This is a genomic window from Nocardia sp. NPDC001965 (genome assembly GCF_053594175.1).
This window is the reverse complement of sequence record NZ_JBSFDZ010000003.1, coordinates 204,908-222,616: the sequence shown is the minus strand read 5'-3', so window position 1 is coordinate 222,616 and position 17,709 is coordinate 204,908. Positions and strand designations below refer to the sequence as shown.

At 68.1% G+C, this 17,709-nt stretch carries 15 protein-coding genes and 1 pseudogene; 5 read left to right on the top strand and 11 right to left on the bottom strand.

Features of this window, described 5'->3' with window-relative positions:
* Nucleotides 1–29: 29 nt before the first annotated feature.
* From ACWCPQ_RS07525 to ACWCPQ_RS07490, 8 genes are all read right to left on the bottom strand, one after another.
* A complete protein-coding gene (locus ACWCPQ_RS07525) occupies nt 30–764 on the bottom strand; it encodes a hypothetical protein (RefSeq protein WP_449895890.1) in 735 nt (244 codons plus the stop codon).
* 33 nt (nt 765–797) lie between these two features.
* Nucleotides 798–1,238, bottom strand: a complete 441-nt coding sequence (locus ACWCPQ_RS07520) for a hypothetical protein (protein WP_449895888.1) — start codon at nt 1,236–1,238, stop codon at nt 798–800.
* 236 nt (nt 1,239–1,474) lie between these two features.
* On the bottom strand, nt 1,475–2,209 hold the full coding sequence (locus ACWCPQ_RS07515; RefSeq protein ID WP_449895886.1) for a hypothetical protein: 735 nt from the start codon (nt 2,207–2,209) through the stop codon (nt 1,475–1,477).
* 78 nt (nt 2,210–2,287) lie between these two features.
* Nucleotides 2,288–3,541 carry an ABC transporter substrate-binding protein gene (locus ACWCPQ_RS07510; protein WP_449895884.1) on the bottom strand — a complete coding sequence of 418 codons (1,254 nt, stop codon included), beginning with the start codon at nt 3,539–3,541 and terminating at the stop codon, nt 2,288–2,290.
* Nucleotides 3,531–4,586, bottom strand: a complete 1,056-nt coding sequence (locus tag ACWCPQ_RS07505; protein WP_449895882.1) for a branched-chain amino acid ABC transporter permease — start codon at nt 4,584–4,586, stop codon at nt 3,531–3,533. Before ACWCPQ_RS07505 ends, ACWCPQ_RS07510 begins: the two co-directional genes overlap by 11 nt.
* Nucleotides 4,583–5,464 (bottom strand): branched-chain amino acid ABC transporter permease, encoded by an 882-nt coding sequence (locus tag ACWCPQ_RS07500; protein ID WP_449895880.1) that lies wholly within the window; start codon nt 5,462–5,464, stop codon nt 4,583–4,585. Before ACWCPQ_RS07500 ends, ACWCPQ_RS07505 begins: the two co-directional genes overlap by 4 nt.
* Nucleotides 5,461–6,192, bottom strand: a complete 732-nt coding sequence (locus ACWCPQ_RS07495) for an ABC transporter ATP-binding protein (protein WP_449895878.1) — start codon at nt 6,190–6,192, stop codon at nt 5,461–5,463. The genes ACWCPQ_RS07500 and ACWCPQ_RS07495 overlap by 4 nt, the downstream gene beginning before the upstream one ends.
* The gene (locus ACWCPQ_RS07490) at nt 6,189–6,947 is read right to left on the bottom strand and encodes an ABC transporter ATP-binding protein (RefSeq protein ID WP_449895876.1); all 759 of its coding nucleotides are present in this window, start codon (nt 6,945–6,947) and stop codon (nt 6,189–6,191) included. Before ACWCPQ_RS07490 ends, ACWCPQ_RS07495 begins: the two co-directional genes overlap by 4 nt.
* A 229-nt stretch (nt 6,948–7,176) precedes the next feature.
* Here ACWCPQ_RS07490 and ACWCPQ_RS07485 point away from each other — a divergent pair, with 229 nt between their 5' ends.
* Nucleotides 7,177–8,499, top strand: coding sequence for a PucR family transcriptional regulator (locus ACWCPQ_RS07485; protein ID WP_449895874.1), 1,323 nt, complete (start codon nt 7,177–7,179; stop codon nt 8,497–8,499).
* A 325-nt stretch (nt 8,500–8,824) separates the two neighbouring features.
* Nucleotides 8,825–10,054 carry a cytochrome P450 gene (locus tag ACWCPQ_RS07480; protein ID WP_449895872.1) on the top strand — a complete coding sequence of 410 codons (1,230 nt, stop codon included), beginning with the start codon at nt 8,825–8,827 and terminating at the stop codon, nt 10,052–10,054.
* Here the strand turns inward: ACWCPQ_RS07480 and ACWCPQ_RS07475 are convergent.
* Both ACWCPQ_RS07475 and ACWCPQ_RS07470 read right to left on the bottom strand, forming a co-directional pair.
* On the bottom strand, nt 10,017–10,880 hold the full coding sequence (locus tag ACWCPQ_RS07475; protein WP_449895870.1) for an alkaline phosphatase D family protein: 864 nt from the start codon (nt 10,878–10,880) through the stop codon (nt 10,017–10,019). The two genes, ACWCPQ_RS07480 and ACWCPQ_RS07475, sit on opposite strands and share 38 nt — an antisense overlap.
* Before the next feature lie 86 nt (nt 10,881–10,966).
* A pseudogene (locus ACWCPQ_RS07470) lies at nt 10,967–11,674 on the bottom strand (alkaline phosphatase D family protein); the annotation flags it as partial.
* Between the two features lie 599 nt (nt 11,675–12,273).
* Here ACWCPQ_RS07470 and ACWCPQ_RS07465 point away from each other — a divergent pair.
* The 3 genes from ACWCPQ_RS07465 (at nt 12,274) to erm (ending at nt 16,756) form a co-directional block, all read left to right on the top strand.
* Nucleotides 12,274–13,941: a hypothetical protein gene (locus tag ACWCPQ_RS07465; RefSeq protein WP_449895868.1), complete on the top strand. Its 1,668-nt coding sequence runs from the start codon at nt 12,274–12,276 to the stop codon at nt 13,939–13,941.
* Between the two features lie 121 nt (nt 13,942–14,062).
* Entirely contained in the window at nt 14,063–15,568 is a 1,506-nt protein-coding gene (locus ACWCPQ_RS07460; RefSeq protein ID WP_449895866.1) for an MFS transporter, read from the top strand.
* 372 nt (nt 15,569–15,940) lie between these two features.
* Entirely contained in the window at nt 15,941–16,756 is an 816-nt protein-coding gene (gene erm, locus ACWCPQ_RS07455; protein ID WP_449895864.1) for a 23S ribosomal RNA methyltransferase Erm, read from the top strand.
* 69 nt (nt 16,757–16,825) lie between these two features.
* On the opposite strand, the gene thpD is transcribed toward erm, so the two are convergent.
* A complete protein-coding gene (thpD, locus tag ACWCPQ_RS07450) occupies nt 16,826–17,695 on the bottom strand; it encodes an ectoine hydroxylase (RefSeq protein WP_449895862.1) in 870 nt (289 codons plus the stop codon).
* Between the last annotated feature and the right edge of the window lie 14 nt (nt 17,696–17,709).

Below are 17,709 nucleotides of genomic sequence, written 5' to 3'. Positions count from 1 at the left end.
GTCCCGGATACGGGCGGCCCGACGGCGCATCACCACGCCGGGCAGGCGAAATCCGCGGTCGAGATCCATGCCTCGGGAACCGTGCGGCGAAGCAGATCGAAGGCCTCGGGCGTGCGCGCCCGGGCCAGCAGGCAATCTGCCGGATCCACCCGCAGCACCACATCAGGGCCCGCGAACCAGCGGAAACCGGGATCATCGGCGAACAAGCGGTATTCCGGGACGGGCAACCGCGGGTAGATCCGATCCACCAGGTCGAGCCCATCCGCGTCGAGCGGTTCGCTGATGTGCGGCGCCGCGAAGAGAGCCTCCGACAGCACGGTTTCCACACAGGCCACCGAGAAACGATCGAGCCACACCGACCAGTGCCCGTCGTCCTCTTCCGACAGCCGCACCGCCACCGGTGGATCGGCCTGTGCCGGATCCGCCAGGGCGACGCCCCACTCCCATACGCCCTGTGCCTCCGTCCGGAATATCAGCATCTGTGCCGCCTCGTCCAGGTCGAGGCGGTCCGGTGCAAGCAACTCGTCCTGATTGCCGGTCAGATCGGGCCGGTGCCCGAACAAGCTGTACGCCTCGCGTACCGCCGCGGGAAACCGCAGACCCAACCGCTCCTCGGCGGCCGCGAGCTCGGCACCGCTGCATCCGTCCGACTCCGACAACGGCGAAACCCAGCAGGCCGCGAAGTCCGCGACGAACTCCCAGGCTCCGGCCCGGCCGGCGAGGCCGCCCGCGATCTCCGCGCAGATATCGAATTCGGTCGACATACCACCGCACCCTACGGTCTCCCGCCGCGGGAATCAGGCGGCCGCCACCCGGCCGAGCGCGGCGGCCGTCGCTTCCGGTTCGGTGATCATCAGGTCGTGGCCGGTGTCGATATCCCACAGCCGGCCCTGCGCGCGGGCCCGGGCGATCAGGTCCGGGTCGCGGGTCGCCAGCGTGGAGGTACAGATGATGTGGAATTGCGGTATGGCCCAGAGCTTTTCCTCTTCCCGCAGGTCGAGCGCGTCTTCGGAGCACCGCCACGGATGCTCGCTCAATCGCGTGGCCATCCAGGCGATATCGGCCGGGTCGGTGATGCCGTAGAGCATTCCGGAATTCTCGTCGGGCGCCAGGACGAGTTCCACACCGTCGACGACCCGGCCCAGCGGCCGGACCGCTTCGATGATCGGACCGGCCACATCGCGCAGCGACTGCCCGTTGGCCGGGGTCGCGGCGTCCAGGTAGACGAGTTTGCCCACCCGGTCGTGCGCACGGTCGGCCCACCACCGTGTACCAGCACATATGTCGCCATACCACGCTCCGAAAATATCCTTACCGAATTCGGAGAATATCAATTCCATCGGGTCGGCCCGGGCGGAACGGTACGAACCGGCGCTCGCACAGTGGGCGGGCCCGGCCCACCGCCCGAGCGATCCGCAACAGCAACCGGCCCGTTCCGGATTCCGGAACGGGCCGGGAAATGCGGGCCGCGGATCTACGGCGTGGTCGGCCGGCAGGCCGGGTGTTCGGGCGGGCACGGCGACAGAATGGTCGAGAAGTACTGGAAGGCAGCGAAAACCGCGACCGGGCCACCGATCAGGAAGGCGCCGATGATGCCGCCCGCAGCACCCAGTGTCGCAGCGCCCGCCACACAGCCGCCGATCGTCGCGCCGACGAACGGCACCAGCAGCAGCGCGATCGGACTGGATACGAGCGCACCGGTCGCGGCGCCCAGCACACAGCCGATACTGCCACCGAGTACGGCGCCGATCGCGCCCGCGATGGCCGCGCTCATGGTCGCGCGCTGGGTGAACACGCCCAGCGCCTGCATATCCCGCGGCGTGAACTGTTCGGCGATCTCCTTCCCCGCCTGTTCCGGGGTGACGACCGGCGCGTGCACCGGCGCCACCGGCACCCCGCCGGCCCGCTGCGGGGTCAGCACCGCGGTACCGCCCTGGATACGCGCTGCAATGGGGAACGCGAGGTCGTCCTTGCGGTAGGTCAGCGGCACCGTGGTCAACGGAGTGTCGTCGACAGCCTTCAGGATGAGCTGGTCACCCGCCACCTGCCAGCTGCCGTTCGTCTCGACCACCGCGGTATCTCCTTCCCGGGTGATCTCGTAGGTGAGTTCGCGGGGTGCGGGCGCGGGGTGCGCATGGACCGGGGCGGCCGCCGCGCCGAGGGAGGCCACCGCTATCGCGGCCGTCGCTACGCTGGTTCGGAGTTTCATGGTGTGTGTCCTCATCACTGGTGTCGAGGCGGGCCGCCGGCGCCGGATCGCGCCGCGGACAACTGGGAAAGGGGCGAATCACCGGCCGGCGGTGTCGACGAGGTCACCGGCGAGCACCCAGCGGTCCCCTTCGAATCGCTGGATCCGCATGGCCTCCATGGGGAATCCGTCACCGGCACCGGTGCGCAGGGTGATCCCGGGCAGCAGCAGGTCGATCGCGATATCGTCGAGCGAACGCATGGCGTCGCGCAGTCCTTCGCGGGTCTTACAGGACGCCGCGTCGAACGTCTTGTGGAAACTCTGCGCCATCGCCCAGCCCACCAGCGTGTATCCGTCGGTGGGGTCGGCACCGGGCGCGTACCGGGCCAATTTGTCCCGGTACAACTTCATTCCGGGATCCTCCGCCCACTGCGGATCGGCCGGATCCTTCACGAACACCGAGCTGACGACGTTCTGCACATTGGGCAAGCCGACCGGGGTGAGCACGCTCATAGTGCTGGAGACCTGGGTGAGGATGTGCAGCGGATTCCATTCGGGGTTGCGCGCGTCGGCCGCCAGGGTCTGCGCGGCGAACTTCGGAGTGGCGAAGTTCAGCAGCACATCGGCTTTCGAACCGGCCAGGTTGCGCAGCTGCGGGTCCACCGTGGGATCGGTGACCTCGTAGCTCTGTTCGGCGACCACCCGAACCCCGCTGCCTGCGGTTTCCTCCGTGAAACTGGCGAGCAGATCCTTGCCGAAATCGTCGTTCTGGTAGAGCACGGCGACCGTCGCGTCCGGTTTGCGTTCCTTCACGTAGCGGGCGAACACCTGCCCCTCGGATCGGTAGCTCGGCTGCCATCCGATGGTCCACGGATGCGCGTCGCCCACTCCCCACTGGGTGGCGCCGCCCGCGACGAAGATCTGCGGAACCTCACGCTGGTTCAGGTAGTCCCACACCGCGGCCGAGGTCGGGGTACCGAGGGTGGACAGGAGCGCGAACACCTGGTCCTGTTCGACCAGGCGCCGGGTCTCCTCCACGGTCTTCGGCGGCTGATATCCGTCGTCGCGCAGGAGGTATTCGACCTTGCGACCGTCGATTCCGCCCTGTTCTGCGTTCACGTAGTCGAAGTACGCTCGCATACCCACGGGAAGTTCGGCGTAGGCCGAGGCGGGGCCGGACAACGGGAACACCCCGCCCAGCTTCATCCCGGTCTCGGTGAGGCCGGTGGTCTGCTGGCCCTGGCAGTCGCCGGTGGCGACGGCAGCGCCGGTCTCCTCGCGATCGCCGCAACCGGCGACCGCGAACAGCACCGCGGCCGCGGTGGCCACCGCCCGTATCGCTCTAGTGCGCATGGGTTCTTCCTTTCCCCGCTCGGTGTCCGAGCCAGTGCGCCGCCCGGCCGGCGAGTCCGGCCAATCCATTCGGCGCGAGGTACATGACCGCGATGATCAGAAGTCCGAAGATCATTCCGGGCGCGGCCTGGTTGACGTCCTGGGCGAAGCTCGGGACATACATGACGAACAGGCCACCCAGCAGCGGCCCCCACTGTCCGCCCAAACCGCCGACCACCAGTCCCGCGAGCAGCGTGATGGACAGGGTCGGGGTGAACGAATCCGGTGCGACATAGCCGATCAGCCAGATGTGGACGCAGCCGGCGATTCCGGCGAACGCAGCGCCCCAGGCGAAGGCCATCGTCTTGTAGAAGGCCGGTCGCACGCCCATGACCTCGGCCGCGATCTCGTTGTCCCGCAGGGCGTGCAGGGCCCGGCCCACCCGGGATCGCAACAGCCCGGCGACCAGGAGGTAGCTCAGCACGGTGACCACCAGTGCCAGGAAGTACAGCCACTGGTCCTCGGCCAGCCCGGTCCAGTCCGGGGGTCGTGGTTTGTCCAGCGTGAGGCCCATGGACCCCCCGGTCACCGATTCGAACCGTTTGAGCAGCGGTACCAGGAAAATCGCGATCGCCAGCGTGACGAGTGCCAGGTACAGCCCCCGTAACCGCAGTGCCGGGATACCGAACCCGATACCGAGCACGAACGTCACCGCCGCCGCGGCGGGCAGCGTCAGCGGATAGGGGGTGTCCCAGCGGTCCATCATGACCGCCGCGGTGTAGGCGCCGACCGCGAAGAACGCCCCGTGCCCCAGCGATATCTGCCCGGTATGCCCCACCAGCAGGTTCAGGCCGAGCAGCGCGACCGCGTAGACCATGGCCAGCGACAGCTGGAAGGTGTGGAACGGGGAGAGTTCGAACGGCGCCCAGCAGGCGGCCACCAGCAGGCCCGCCGCGGCCGGCCACGATGCGCCGATCTTCCGGGCCCGGCGGACACCCCGGGGGTCCGGTGCTGGAGTGGCCGCGGTGTGCTCCGGCAGCGAGTTCCGGATTCCCATATCGCTCATACCCTTTCCACCACCGCGGTGCCGAACAGGCCCCGGGGGCGCAGCAACAGCACGCCGAGGATGATCACCAACGGGACGCCGATCTTGAGTTCGGTACCGACCACGTCGAGGTAGGCACCGGCCAGGGTTTCCGCGACACCGACGATCAAGCCGCCCGCCACGGCGCCGCCGGGGCTGTCGAACCCGCCGAGCGTGGCGGCCGCGAAGGCGTAGATGAGGACACCGCCCATCATGTTGGGCTCCAGGAACAGCAGCGGCGCCGACAGCACACCGGAGACCGCGCCCACCGCGGCCGCCAGACCCCAGCCGAGCGCGAGGACGGTGCCGACTCCGATACCCACCAGCCGCGCCGACTGCGGATTCGCGGCCACCGCCCGCATCGCCAGTCCGATACCGGTATGGCGGAACAGGAGATACAGCACGGCCAGCACGGCCGCGACGACGGCGAGGATTCCGAGGCTGCCGTACCCAGCGGTGACACCGCCCACCCGCAGGGCCCCGTCCGGAAACGGGTCGGGAAACGACTTCAGCTGATACGACCAGATCCATCCCGCGGCGGCATTGACGAAGAAGAAGAGACCGACGGTGACGATCACGAGAGTGAGTTCCGGAGCTCCCTCCACCGGCCGGACGACGATCCGCTCGATGAGCATCCCGCCGGCGAAGGAGACGGCGACGGTGACCGGCAGCGCCGCCCAGAACGGCATCCCGATCGCGACCAGCTGCCAGGCCAGGAACGCCGAGAACATGGCCAGCTCACCCTGGGCGAAGTTGACGATTCCGGTGAACCGGTAGACGAGGACGAGGGCGAGTGCCATCCCGGCGTAGAGAGCACCGGCACTGAGGCCTTCGATGATCTGCTGGGCGAATCCGGTCACGGTCCCACCCGGTATCCGAGGTAGGACTGCGCCACCTGGTCGTCGGCGGCGATCTCGGCGGCGGTGCCGGACAGGACGATCCGCCCGCTTTCCAGTACGTGGGCCCGATGCGCGGCGCGCAGAGCCAACTGAGCGTTCTGCTCGACGACGATCACCGTGGTGTGTTCCACTTGGTTCACGGTCTCGACGATGCGGAAGAGTTCCCTGGTGACCAGCGGCGCGAGTCCCAGTGACGGTTCGTCCAGGAGCAACAGCCGGGGTCTGGACATGAGCGCGCGGCCGAGCGCCAGCATCTGTTGCTGTCCGCCGGACAACCCGCCCGCCGGATCGCGCAGCTTCTCGCGCAGGATCGGGAAGTAGCCGCAGATCCGGTGCAGATCGGCATCGATTCCACGGCGGTCACGCCGTGCGTAGGCGCCCAGCCGGAGGTTCTCCTCGACGGTCAGCGGTGCGAAGGTGCCGCGGCCCTCCGGGACGTGCGCCACTCCCAGCCGGGCCAGCTTCTCGGGTGCCCGGCCCGCCACCGCGGTACCTGCGAGGACCACTGATCCGCGTACCGGGATCATTCCACTCAAGGCGCGCAGCAGAGTCGTCTTGCCCGCGCCGTTCGGTCCCAGTACGGCGCATATCTCCCCCACGCCGACCACCAGGCCGATACCGTGCAATACCTCGGCCGCGCCGTACCCGGCAGTGAGATCGGTGACCGTGAGGAACGGATCGGCGCTCATGCGGCGGTTCCCAGGTATGCCTCGATCACGGCAGGGTCGCGTTGGACGGCTTCGGGGGCTCCGTCGGCGATGACCCGCCCGAATTCCAGGCAGACGACGCGATCACAGATCCCCATCACGAAACCCATATGGTGTTCGACCACCAGCACGGTGAGGTCGAAATCCACCCGTAGGCCCGCGAGCAGTTCGGCGAACGCGCCGACTTCGCCGTGGCTGAGTCCGTTGACCGGTTCGTCCAGCAACAACAGACGCGGCCCGGCAGCCAGCGCCCGGGCGAGCTCGATGCGCTTGAGCGTGCCGAAGGGCAGCCCGGCCGCGGGATGTTCGGCGATCTCCCGCAATTCCAGGCGTTCGAGCAGGCCGTCGACCTGGTCGCGCAGCCGCCGTTCCTCGGACCGGACCGTCGGGAGGGACAGCCCCGCGCCGAGGAATCCGGCACGGGCCCGGTGGTGGGCACCCACGAGCACGTTGTCCCGCACAGACATACGGGTGAACAGTCCGAGATTCTGGAAGGTCCGGGCTATCCCGAGCCGGGCCATCAGATCGGCGCGTACTGTCAGCAGATCGGCCCCGAGGTAGTTCACGGTGCCCGCGGTGGGCGCACAACGCCTGGTCAGACAGTTGAACAAGGTGGTCTTGCCGGCGCCGTTGGGTCCGATCAGCCCCAGCATCTCCCCGGTGTCCACCGTGAATTCGATGTCGTCGAGGGCGGTGATACCGCCGAATCGGACGGTCAGGCCGGATATGTCGAGCACGGTGCCTCCGGTGAGTCGATCGTGGGCGAATTCCTTTGGGGCAGAGCACAGTCGGGCAGGCCAGCTATGGGTCAGGCCAGCGTAAGAGCGCCAGGAATGGAACACATCAGCCTTTGCGTCCCAATTATCGGAATCGGAATTGTCCGTCGGGGACAAGCGAGCAGCGGATAATTTGATACAAATTGCCGCGTATGTTGACTTTCGCGATATCACCGTGGACCATCCGACTATGTCAGCCGGATCACAGACGCTCGGAAACCCACTTCCCGAACGGGTGCGGGCCGAGCGCACCCGGATCGTCGGCAGTATCTACGAACACACCGACGAGATCGCCGACCGAGGAAGCAGCGCGATCTTCGCGCAGATCCCCGGATACACCGGCCGAGACGGCGAATTCCGCGCCGATGTACACGAACAGGTCGCCCGCCTGTGCCGCACCGGACTCGGCGCGCACCTGGACAAACGTCGCGTCACCGCAGCGGATCTCGCGCACACCCGCCGCGCCGCGGTGCGCCGGGCCAGGTCCGGGCTGCCGCTGACCGACTACATCACCGCGTTCCGGCTCGGGCAGCAGTCCTTCTGGAAATCACTGGTGGCCCACGCCGGTGACTCCCCCGCCGCGCGGGAGGCGACGCTGTCGATGGTGCTGCCGCTGACCCGCTACTGCGACCTGGTCAGCGCCCAGGCCACCCACGCCTACCTGGAGTATCAGCAGCACCAGTCGCCGGAGGCCGGCCGCGACGATCGCGACCTGCTGGAATGCCTGCTCGGCGGCACACTGCCCGATCGCGGCCCGCTCCCGGCCGCAGCGGCCGCCCACGGCATCGGTGTCACCGACCCCGAACGTCTCCTGGTCGTCACCGTGACAGTGCGCGGTATCCGGGGCCGGTCCACCGGCGAGTCCACCGAAACCGAAGCCGCGCAGCTGGTCTCCGCAGCCTTGGCCCGCACCGCTGTCAACGGACATCGCACGCTGGCGGTCGTCCGCGACCCGGGCGCCCGCGACCCCGAGATCGTAGCCGTAGCCGGTCTCGGACATTCCGGAACTGTCGAGGAACTGTGCACTCGGCTCCGGCGCACTCATCATCGGCTGGCCCGCGAGGGCATCACGACCGCTGTCGGTATCGGCAACGTCGGCGCCGGGATCGAATATCTGCCCCGCGCCTGGCAGGAGTCACGTACGGCGCTCGGTCTGCTACCCGAGGACGGCGGCGTGCTGGCACTGCCGGAGCTGAGCCCGTTCCGGTATCTGGTCCTGAATTCCGACGAGACCGCACGCAACCTGGTCGATCCGCGAATCGACCGGACACTCACCGACGACCGGGCCAAAGGCGCGGTCCTGGCGGATACGATCCGCGCCTTCGCCGCCGCCGATCTGAACCTGCGGGCGGCAGCCGACGCCCTGCGGATCCACCACAACACCGCCAAGTACCGGGTACGGCGGATCCAGCAGCTCACCGGTCGCAATATCCGCAGTATCACCGACCTGGTGGAGCTGCTGGTCGCCATCGAACTCCGCGCCACCGACCGGCCACCCGCCCGCGAACTCTGAAGGCGTCCGCCCGGTGGCGCGGAATCCGCGGCCGGGGCGCCGGATTCGGCCCCGGCTCCCGCGCGACCGACGAGACCCGGGGCAGCAGCCGAGAGCCGATCGGAACGGTTCGGAACGGTCGGCGGCACCGTCGCGAAATGCCCGGCGGTTCGTAGGCGCCACGCGGCGCGGCCTGGGTATCATCTCTCGCCAGTACGAAAGGTGCGCCGGCCGAGCACCTTCGAGCAGGCAATCCTCCCCGGCCCGATGAACAGTCACGTCCGGTGGAGCGGGCACACGACCTCAGGGGGTACTTCGAGTGACAGGGCCTATCCGGCTCCAGCAGGTGAACAGACGCGGTCGGCATGCCGCCGCCGAGTCCAGTGGTTCCCGGATACCGATCTACACCGCGGAATTCGCCGCCGATCCGCATAGTTTCTATCAGCTGATGCGTGACAGGTTCGGTGCGCTGGCGCCCGTGGATCTAGCACCCGGTGTACCCGCGACGCTGGTTCTCGGCTACCGCACCGCCGTGCGCATCCTCGAGGATCCGACTCACTTCCCGGCCGATCCACGCGGCTGGCAGCAGAAAGCACCGGCCGGTCTGCCCATCGTCGCAATGATGCGCTACCGCCCGAATGTGCTGCGTACCGACGACTCCGAGCACGAGCGCTATCGGTCCGCGACGGTCGGGGCCCTGTCCGGCGCCGATCTCAACTCGCTGCGGTCGATGATCTCCCGGACCGCGGTCGCCCTGATCAACGAATTCTGCGCGGACGGCGCAGCCGACCTGATCGACCGGTACGTCACACCGCTGGTGTTCCGGGTGCTCGGCGAGCTGGCCGGATGCCCGCCCACGCTGACCGACCGGCTGACCACGGCACTGACCGTCGTTTTCGATATGGGCGACGACGGGGAGTCCACCGACGCCGCCGAGACCGCGCTCGCCGAACTCGTGGCCGCCAAACGTGCCGAACCCGGCGACGACCTCACCTCGAGGCTCATCGGCGATTCCGCAGAACTGACCGACGAGGAGGTCGTCGATCAGTTGCTCGCCGTCTACCGGGCGGGCATCGAACCGGCGCGCGACCTCATCGCGAACACCCTGCTGCTGGTGCTCACCGACCCGCGGTTCACGACCAACCAGGTCGGTTTCGCACCGCCGACCCGGGAGGCGCTGGAAGAGGTGCTGGCGACCGATCCACCCCTGGCGCACCACAGCATCGTCTATCCACCGCTGCCGGTACTGATCGAGGATGTCTGGCTCCCGGCCGATCAGCCGGTGCTGGTCGGACCCGCGGCCTGTCACGAGGATCCCGAGCGAACCCCCGGACACAATCCGCATCACGAGACGAACCTGGCCTGGGGCGCGGGCCCGCACGCGTGTCCGGCTCAGGCGCGGTCGATCACCTATCTGCTCGCCGCGGAGGCCGTCGACCAATTGCTGGACGCTCTTCCTGATCTGCGCCCCGAGTTCGGCCTCGACGAACCGGTCTGGCGGCCGAACCCCTTCCAGCGCGCCCTGGAAACGCTTCCGGTCACCTTCCCGCCGACCCCCGGTATGGCTGTCCTCTGACCCGGGACGCACGAGTCACCGCGCATCCTTCTGCTCGGCCGCCGCCGGCGTACCGGTGGCGGCGGGGGCGCGGCGAAGACCTGGTCCGGCCGATCGTCGCGATCCCGGCGTAACCCCGGACCGCGTCTTCGACCACATACGACGCACGCGTCGAGATCGGCGCACCCGGGCGGCTCACACAGGGCAGCACCCGGAAATCGGTACGCCGGACTCTTTCGTCGATATCGACCCGGGCGTACCCGCGCTGCGCGTTGAAGAATTTCAGATCAGGGTTGGCCGCCAGCAGGTCGACGCCCCGCCCACCGGTGTCGATTCCGTCGCCGCCGCTGGTGATCGAGGTGCCGGTGAATTCCGCCGCCACCACCGGTGTGCGTGGATCGGCCGGATCGGCGCGCAGATCGGCGGCACAGTTCTCGTGCCGGTCGCCGGTGATCACCACCAGATTGCGTACCGAACGCGCGGCCGCGGCGAGTACGTCGGCTCGCTCGGCGGGATAGCCGTCCCAGGCATCGCCGGAGAGTTCCGAGCCCGGCCCGGTATCACGATCGGTCCGGCCGAGCACCACCTGATTCCCGAGGATCTGCCAGCGCGCGGGTGATCGCGCGAATCCGTCGATAAGCCACTCGCGCTGGGATGCACCGAGAATCGAAGCGCCGCGACGGAACTGACGAGTGTCGAGCATGGTGATCTCGGCCAGTTCGCCGAATCGGTAGCGGCGATGCAGCCGGATCCGTGGCCCGGACGGCAACTGCGCCAGGCGCAACGGCTGATGTTCGTACATCGCCTGGAACGCCGCCGCCCGGCGCGCCCGGAAAACCGGTGCCACGATATCGCGATCCACCCCGGCCCCGCGGTATCGCCCGCCCAGTCGTCTGCCAGTTCGTGATCGTCCATGGTGACCAGCCACGGAAAGGCGGCGTGCGCGCGCCGCAGTGCCGGGTCGGATTTGTACCACGCGTAGTGCATTCGGTAGCCGTGCAGATCGCGGGGTTCGTGCCGCAACCCCGGTTCGATCGCGGTGCCACGCCGGCTCCGTACGATCGGATATTCGTAGAGGTAGTCGCCCAAGTGCACGACCAGGTCCAGACTCTCCCGGGCCATATGGTCGTAGGCCGCGTAGTGCCCGTCGTTCCAGGCCTGGCAGGACGCGAAAGCGAAGCGCAAGCGGCGGGCCGGATCGCCGGGCGCCGGTGCCGTCCGGGTGCGGCCGACCGGGGAGATCGCGTAGCCGGCCCGGAAGCGGTAGAAATACCAGCGCGCCGGTTCCAGACCGCCGATCTCGGGGTGCACCGAATGACCCAGCGCGCGATCGGCGACCACCGAGCCGCGGTGGACCACCCGGCGGAACCGTTCGTCGTGTGCGACCTCGTAGTCGACGGTCACCGGTTCGCGATGCATCCCGCCCGACCCGTCCGGCGCGCCGGGATCGGGCGCCGGCCGGGTCCACAGCACTATTCCGTCCGGTGTGGGATCCCCCGAGGCAATGCCCAGGGTGAACGGATCACCCGGTAGTCGCGGCGGCCGAACCGCGCACCGCCCGCCGCGGAGGTGCCGGCGAACAGCACAGCCGCCGCGGTGCCGGCGGTCAGGAAACGCCTGCGCGTGGTGTCCATGTTCCATGGATCCCGCACCCGGCTGGCCGCCCCGTGGCGCCCGGATGACGCCCCGATGACCATCGGACGAGCGTTCCCGGCCCGCGCAGCGGGAACGCGGTGCAGCCGGGCGTGCCGGCGCCGGGTCGTGTATGGTGAGCATATCCGCCGGTTCTCGGCCTATTCCCCACACCCGGGACAGTTCCAGATTTATGTGTAACCGGCGGTTACACATAAATCTGGGGTCGCCCTCATCGCCTCCACCGCAAGCAATTCGCACAAGGCCCGGCGCGGGTTCACCGCCGAACGACCACTTGCGCCGCGACGGCCGCCGCACCGACCTCGTTCACCCGGCCCGGGTGACAGGAAATGCAGTGCCCCGTGGCGCCGGAGACCTCCCGCGATACCGGTTCGGAAGCACGGTTTCTCGCCCGATCCGACCACGACCGCATCGCGCGCATCGTCGATCTTTTATCACCCCCGGAATCGGCACACGCGCGACGGATCCGGCTAGTACGGTATAGCCACCGCATTGCTGCGGGGTCAACGGGAGCGGTGGGAAAGGCGGGGCAGGATATGTTCGATCCGGTATCTTCGTCGACCGGAGTTGTTCCATCGCAGGCTGATATGCCCGCTTCGGCACCGCGTGCCGGACAACTACCGAGGTACCTCCGGCGGCTGCGCCTCGATGCCACGCCGTTGCTGACCGGCGATACACACGGCGAGTCGGCCGGGAATACGGCTGATCGGTCCACCGGCGATCCGACCCTCGCCGAGCACTACCGCAGCGCCGAACCGATCGAATGGGAGGGTACGGCGGTCCATCCGCTCTACAGCGAGCAATTGCCCACCGCGGCGGCAGCACTCACGGTCACCCTGCTGTCGGCCACGCCCCCGGCCGGGCTGGCCGGTGTCGGTATCGGCCTCTCCATGGTCGACGGATATATCGATATCGATCGGCGGCGGCTGACCGGCGTCGATATCTGGCGGGACGCGCTCGAACGCGGGATCACCTTCGACCTGTCCGCGACCGCCCCGGGCGCACTCTTCGCACTGACGCCGGTCTGGGCGAACGCCGCCGGCGAACCGCAATCCTGGTCGGGGAACTACGGGATAGTCGTCGAACGCACCGACAGCGGCCGCACCGTGCTGTGGTGCAGCATGGGCGAGGGGCCGCCGCATTTCGCCGATCTCGTGGTGGAGGTCCGCAGCACCCCCCTGGATCCGCATCCGCAGCTGTTCACCCCGGGCACCGGTGTCGTACCGGCTGTCTCGGTTCCCGCCGTCCGGCCGGGGTCCGGCGGTACGGCCGTCACCCGTCCGGCCCCGGGCGCATTCACGACCGCGCGCGGAGCAGCGGATCGATACGCAGCGCCGGTCCCGGAGTTCGCCGGGATCGCGATGACCGACAGCGTCGAGCCGGAGGGTTATCCGTGCAGTCTCGCGGATCTTGTCCTGCGGTCCAGGCATACCGAAGGCGCCGATCTCTTGGTCGGCCCGCTGGACACCGACGAGGTCCTCGACTACTCGTCCCTCTTCGAGGATCCGGTGCCCGGTGATCCGGCCGATCCCGAGGACTCCGGTCCGGCGACGCTGCTCACCGGGCCCGAACAGTGGTACACCCGGACCCTGGACGATATCGCCGACCGTGCTCCGGCAGAGCCCGGGTCCTTCAGCTGGGCCGCCGCTCCGGACCAGACCGGGCTCGTACCGGTGATCGGCGGCGAAGACCTTCCCGATTACGGCCCGGAGCCGCCCCGGAATTCGGTAGCAGACAGTGGCCCGTCGGTATTCCCGCTGCCCGCGGCCTATTTCACTGCATCGCGTGCCGCGCGATACCGGGCCGACGACGAATACACCGGCAGCGGTGGCCTTTCGACAGCCGATACCGTCGCCGACGGCTCACTCGGCCCGATAACGGACACCGGGAGCGAACCCGCCGCCGACACCCCGGACCGACTGCACGGCCTCGGCACGGCCTGGCGCGCGAGCGGAGACGACGAGCAGGCTGCCCGGCTTTGGGCCGAGGCCGCGCACGCGGGCCATCTCGGCGCCACCTACGATCTGGGCGAACTCTACTATCGGCACGATGAACTCGACGCGGCCGAACGATGGTGGCGGGTCGCGGCCGGACGACGGCAGATCCGCGCCATGGCGAGCCTCGCCGATCTGCTCGAAGAGCGCGGTGAGATCCGCGAGGCCCGAATGTGGCGTACCCAGGCCGTCGCCGAAGAGGTGATCGCCAATGCCGCTCAGATCACGGACTCCTTCCCGGTGCCGACTGCGGAGCGGTGAGCAGTGCCGATCCGGTAATTCGGCGGACGGCGATTATTTTCACCGACCTCGGCGGTCGAAGATGGTGAATCTTCCGGCAGGTCACCCCTTGACCTGAACCAATGTCGAGGTTGTTGAGTTCATGACTATGGAAACCACACGGCTCACCGACGCCGAAGGCGCGAACCGTCTCGACTTCGCCGATCGCACGGTCCGGACCTTCGCGCAGCTGCTGGTGAACGTTCTCCTGGTCTCGTTCATCAACTACACCGTCTGGTTCGGCATCACGTTCTTCGTATACCTGCAGACCCGTTCGGTATTCGCCACGGGAATGATCGCCGGAATCTTCCTGCTCGCCATGGCGGGCACCGGGGTGTGGTTCGGCAGTATCGTCGACCACCATCGCAAGAAGAGTGTCATGCAGATGTCGGCACTCGTTTCGCTGGGGATCTACGGGGTCGCGCTGGTCTACTACACGATCACGCCCACCGAGGTGTGGCACGATCCGGCGAGCGTGCGGCTGTGGCTGTTCGTCGTCCTGGCGATGACGGGGGTGATCGCCGGGAGCCTGCGCACGATCGCGCTGCCCACCGTGGTGACCGCCATGTTCGACGAACGGGTCCGCGACCGCGCCAACGGATTGGTCGGCACGACGACCGGCGTCTCCCATCTGATCACCTCGGTCGCCAGCGCCCTGCTGGTGGGGTGGAACGGCATGCTGGGCGTACTGGTTCTGGCCGTCGCCGTACTCGCGGTCGCGGTGGCGCATCTGCGGGGGCTGACACTGCCGGAATCGCTGGCCCGCGCCGCGGCCGCAGACGAACCCCAGCGCGTCGACCTGCGCGGTACCGTCCGCGTCATCCGCGCGATTCCCGGAATGGTTCCGCTGATCGTCTTCTCCGCGCTGAACAATCTGCTGTTCGGCGGCCTGATGGCGCTGATGGACCCGTACGCGTTGTCGATGATGTCGGTACAGGTCTGGGGTGTCGTCTGGGGCGTCCTCAGCGGGGTGATGATCCTCGGCGGGCTCCTGGTGGCGCGCACCGGTACCTCCTCGAATCCGGTGCGGCTGATCCTGCTGATCAATCTCGCGCTGTGGGCGGTGATGCTGCTGTTCCCGATGCGGGATTCCGCACTGTTGCTGATCGGCGGGATGGCCGTGTTCATGATGCTCATGCCGTTCGCGGAGGCCGCCGAGCAGACAGTGCTGCAGAAGGTGGTGCCCTATCGGCGACAGGGCCGGGTGTTCGGGTTCGCCCAGAGCGTCGAGCAGGCCGCGTCACCGCTCACCGCGTTCCTGCTGAGCCCGCTGACCCAGTTCTTCTTCATCCCGTTCATGACCGACGGGGCGGGTGCGCACCGGATCGGCGGCTGGTTCGGCACCGGCGAAGCCCGCGGTATGGCACTGGTCTTCGTGCTGCTCGGCATTCTCGGGCTCCTCTTCACCGGTTTCGCTCTCAGGAGCAGCTACTACCGCCGCTTGAGCTCGAGCTACCGGACCGGCGGCACGGCGGGAGATGAGGGAGCCGACACCGCGACCGAGACCGAAAACCTTGTCTTCGAACCGGATTCGATTGTCCGGGTGCCCGTCGACGAGCCGGGCGAATCGCGCGAGTTCCAGTGCCCACAGACCGCCGGATCGGCCTGAACGAGCGCATCGGGTATCCGGTCGGCCGCGAACGGTTTCCGTTCCACCCGCACGAGCGGAAAATCGATGGACGGCTCGAAGCGGTCGTCCTACAGTGTGCCGCTATGGGAACTTTGTGCAACGGGGTGTGCGCGGTCGGCGCGTACTACATCCGGCAGCGCACGGCAGCTCGGACTCTGCCGGTGCACCTCACCCTCCGCTGACCCGGCCGAGCCGTCCCCACCGCGGGACCGCTCGGCCGTGATTCGGTACCGGTTCGATCGAACCGGTACCACGGCGATCACCCGGCGCTCCCGCGCGCCACCTCCTGCCCCGGCACGGGTCCGGGCGAATCAGCGTCTTTTCGATTCGACCCACCCCCGGAGGATCCCCATGCCCCGCACTGCCCCGGGCCCGCGTACCCGCGTATCCGCGACCCGCAAGCGGCTTTCCCAGAACTTCCTCACCGATCCCCGGATCGCCCGCAGTATCGTGCGGGCCTCCGGTATCGGCGCCGACGATCTCGTGCTCGAGATCGGGCCCGGCGACGGTATGCTCACCCGCCACCTGGTTCCGGCTGCCGCAGCCGTGGTGGCCTACGAGAAAGACCCGCACTACGCCCGCCGGCTCACCGTCCGATACTCCGGCGACCGCCGCCTCCTCGTCCGGAACCGGGATTTCCGTACCGTCACCGCACCGGACGAACCGTTCGTGGTCGTCGCCAATATCCCGTTCGCGGTCAGCACCGATATCCTGCGCTGGTGTCTGGCCGCGCCGCGGCTGACCTCGGCTACCCTGCTCACTCAATACGAATTCGCACGTAAACACAGCGGCGACTACGGACGGTGGACGAAACTGACCGTCACGCACTGGCCGGAATCGGCACTCGCGCTGGGCACCCGGATCGACCGCCGGGAATTCTTCCCGGTACCGCGCGTGGACGGGGCGATTCTGCACATCACGCGCCGCCCCACGCCGCTCATTCCCGCCGCCGCGCGCGGCCGGTACCGGCGAATGGTCGAATTGGGGTTTTCCGGGGTGGGCGGGTCACTCGCCGCCTCGCTGCGCCGCGCCCACACCGCTCGCGCGGTGGATTCGGCCTGCGCCGCCGCCGGAATAGCGAACGATGTCCCGGTAGGTCTGGTCCCACCGGAAGCGTGGCTGACCCTCTACCGGCGACTACACCAGACGCGACCGGCGGGTGGATGATTCCTCCGGATACGACGACGGGGACGAACCCCCTGGATTCGTCCCCGTCGCCCTCGGCGAGTATCCCGTCTACACCGGCGTGAAATCGCGGTCGGCGATATAGGTCGGCCGCCGGGCCGGCGCGGCGAACGGCTCCTCCAAGGCGTTCTCCACACTGTTGAACACCAGAAAGATATTCGACCGCGGGAACGGCGTGATGTTGTTGCCCGAAGCGTGCATGATGTTCGAGTCGAACAGCAGCGCCGAACCGGCCACACCGGTGAACTGGGCTATCCCGTACTTATGGGCCAGGTCGGTGATGTCGGCCTTGCTCGGCACTCCGGTCTCCTGCTCACGCAGCGACTCCCGATAATTGTCCGCCGGCGTCACGCCCTGACAGGGCACGTACGTCCAGTGCGAACCCGGCATCAGCATCAGACTGCCGTTGTACGGGTAGTTGTCGGTCAACGCGATGGACAGGCTCACCGCCCGAGGCGAGGGCATACCGTCTTCGGCGTGCCAGGTCTCGAAATCGGAGTGCCAGTAGAAACCGGTGCCGAATCCGGGCAGATAGTTGACCCGGCTCTGGTGGATGTACACATCCGAACCCAGTACCTGCCGGGCCAGGTCCACAACCCGGGACTCCCGCACCAGCTCCGCCACCGCCGGACTCAGTTTGTGCACCTCGAAGACCGAGCGCACCTGCTGCGACGATTTCTCCACGATGAGCCGGTCGTCACCACGCAAATCCGGATCGCTTGCCAGCCGGTCGACCTCGGTGGCGTACTCGGCCACTTCCTCCGGCGCCAGCAAGCGATCCATTATCGCGAAACCGTCGGTATCGAACGCAGCCAGCTCCGCGTTGCCGATCCGGCCCCACACAGTAGCGTCGTGCCGCTCCTGTAGCGGCAGGCGCTCGGCGGTTCTGGTCGGATAGCGATCGATCCGATTGTCTACCAACGTCGTTCGTCCTT

What these genes read in the sequence shown, in the direction of transcription:
- ACWCPQ_RS07525 (WP_449895890.1), bottom strand. Translation starts at nt 764, where the DNA reads ATGTCGACCGAATTCGATATCTGCGCGGAGATCGCGGGCGGCCTCGCC.
- ACWCPQ_RS07515 (WP_449895886.1), bottom strand. Translation starts at nt 2,209, where the DNA reads ATGAAACTCCGAACCAGCGTAGCGACGGCCGCGATAGCGGTGGCCTCC.
- ACWCPQ_RS07510 (WP_449895884.1), bottom strand. Translation starts at nt 3,541, where the DNA reads ATGCGCACTAGAGCGATACGGGCGGTGGCCACCGCGGCCGCGGTGCTG.
- ACWCPQ_RS07505 (WP_449895882.1), bottom strand. Translation starts at nt 4,586, where the DNA reads ATGAGCGATATGGGAATCCGGAACTCGCTGCCGGAGCACACCGCGGCC.
- ACWCPQ_RS07495 (WP_449895878.1), bottom strand. Translation starts at nt 6,192, where the DNA reads ATGAGCGCCGATCCGTTCCTCACGGTCACCGATCTCACTGCCGGGTAC.
- ACWCPQ_RS07485 (WP_449895874.1), top strand. Translation starts at nt 7,177, where the DNA reads ATGTCAGCCGGATCACAGACGCTCGGAAACCCACTTCCCGAACGGGTG.
- ACWCPQ_RS07465 (WP_449895868.1), top strand. Translation starts at nt 12,274, where the DNA reads ATGCCCGCTTCGGCACCGCGTGCCGGACAACTACCGAGGTACCTCCGG.
- ACWCPQ_RS07460 (WP_449895866.1), top strand. Translation starts at nt 14,063, where the DNA reads ATGACTATGGAAACCACACGGCTCACCGACGCCGAAGGCGCGAACCGT.
- erm (WP_449895864.1), top strand. Translation starts at nt 15,941, where the DNA reads ATGCCCCGCACTGCCCCGGGCCCGCGTACCCGCGTATCCGCGACCCGC.